The organism is Streptomyces viridosporus (genome assembly GCF_002078235.1).
GTDB lineage: Bacteria > Actinomycetota > Actinomycetes > Streptomycetales > Streptomycetaceae > Streptomyces > Streptomyces viridosporus.
This window is the reverse complement of sequence record NZ_MSGP01000674.1, coordinates 1-1,845: the sequence shown is the minus strand read 5'-3', so window position 1 is coordinate 1,845 and position 1,845 is coordinate 1. Positions and strand designations below refer to the sequence as shown.

General features: G+C 73.8%; 2 protein-coding genes. Both read right to left on the bottom strand.

Going from position 1 to position 1,845, the window contains the following annotated elements; translation table 11 throughout:
- Positions 1-87: 87 nt before the first annotated feature.
- Complete coding sequence (locus B7L92_RS35465) at positions 88-654, bottom strand: hypothetical protein (RefSeq protein ID WP_081241312.1); 567 nt, start codon at positions 652-654, stop codon at positions 88-90.
- 222 nt (positions 655-876) lie between these two features.
- Positions 877-1,845: outer membrane protein assembly factor BamB family protein (locus tag B7L92_RS35460; RefSeq protein WP_081241311.1), on the bottom strand; the 969-nt coding region annotated here is incomplete at its 5' end.

Below are 1,845 nucleotides of genomic sequence, written 5' to 3'. Positions count from 1 at the left end.
CGATCACCGACGAGGCCGAGGAGAACCTCGGCCTCGTCGTCGTACGACCGCGCTCCACGCACCGTCCGGCGGTGCACCGGCCGAGTCTCAGCGGGCGGCCGGGGCCAGGGGTTCGAGGGCGCAGTCGGTGATCCGGGGGGCTCGCCCGGTGTCGTCGACGTCCACCCGGGCGGTCGCCGTGTCGTCGCCGGCCACCTCGACCCGCTGCGACCGGGAGACGACCTTCGCGCCGGACGCGTTCTCGAAGACCACGGTGACGGTGAAGACGCCGGCGACGGCGTTGGGGTTGGTGACCTCGACGGTGGCGTACGGGGCCTTCTTCGAGGCGCAGCTCAGCAGCTCCACGGTGGCGTCCTGCAGGGACGAGGACCCGTTCCCGCTGCCGCTGCTGCCGCCGGAGCCGTTGCTTCCCTCGTCGTAGTCGCTGCCGTTGCCGTAGTCGTAGGCGTCGTCATCGTCATCGTCGTCGTACCGGTGCGAGCCGCCGCTCGAACCCGACGACGAGTCGTGGTTCTGGCTGGAGCTGCTGCACCCGCCGCCTCCGCCCCCGTCGCCGCTGCCGCCGTGGCCGCGTCCGGTCGAGAAGCCGGTGAGGCCGAGGACGACGAGTGCCGAGACCGCGGTGAGCTTGAGTGTGTTCCCCCGAGGATTCATGGCCGTCAGGCTATCGACCTCCGTGTCACGGACATGTCGCTGTCTGGCCACCGTCGCGTACCCGGCGTAGCGTCTGCGGTGGGAGCGGTGGGCGGACCGTTCCCCGCAGTGACGGCCGCCGTCCGACCCCTTCCGTTGCACCGGTACGACGGCCGTCCCGCACCGCCCGGCACCGGACCGCACCGGGCCGGTCCGTACCGCCCCGCACCGGTCCGCGCCGGCCTACGCGGTCCGCGCCGTCCCCGTCCCCTTCTCCGCGTCCAGCGCGTACACGCAGCGGTCCTTGCTGCACGCGTAGACGACGCCGTCCCGCACGACCGGGGAGCCGGTGATCTCGCCGCCGGTGGCCAGCTTCCACCTCAGGCGGCCGTCGTCGGCCTTGAGGGTGTAGAGGAGGTGGTCCGTGGAGCCGAAGTGGATGCGGCCCTCGGCGACCGCCGGGGAGCCCACGATGTCGCCGCCGGACTGGAAGCGCCACTTGGGCGTGCCGGTGACCGCGTCCAGGGTGTACAGGCCCTTGCCGCTGCCCACGTGGACGTGGCCGGCGGCGACCAGGACCGGCTCGACGGAGGCGCGGGACTCGGTGGCGATGCGCCAGCGGTCGCGGCCGTCGGTGGCGTCGAGGGCGTAGACGGTGCCGAGGTAGTCGGCGAGGTAGAGACCGCCGCCGGTGACGGCCGGGCCCGGGACGAAGGCGGGCGGGGAGAGGAAGACCGCCGGGGCCTCGAAGTGCCAGCGGACGTGCCCGCCGACGACGTCGAGGGCGATGACGCGCGTGCCCGCGGAGACGTAGACGTAGCCGTCGGAGGCGTGGGTGAGACGGATCGGGACGCCGCCGCAGGAGGCCGCGTCGCCGATGGGGTACGACCAGCGCTCGTCGCCGGTGCGGGCGTCGAGGGCGCGCAGACGGGCTTCCTGCCAGACGTAGACGGTGCCGTCGTGGACGGCGGGGCCCGCCTCGGGGGACTCGAAGTCGGTCTGGCAGCCGGTGATCTCCCACAGCTTCTGGCCGGTGGACGCCTCCCAGGCCTGGACGCCGCCGCCGCGGGTGCCGGTGACGACGGTGCCGCGGTCGGCCTGGAGGGAGTACACCCAGGCGTCCGTGGACAGCCGCCACAGGTCGCCGCCCTCGCGGGCCTCCAGGGCGTAGAGGGTGGGGCCGTCGGAGGCGTGGATGCGGCCCTCGGCGAC

Coding starts and splice junctions, on each gene's coding strand:
- B7L92_RS35465 (WP_081241312.1), bottom strand. CDS start 654: ATGAATCCTCGGGGGAACACACTCAAGCTCACCGCGGTCTCGGCACTC.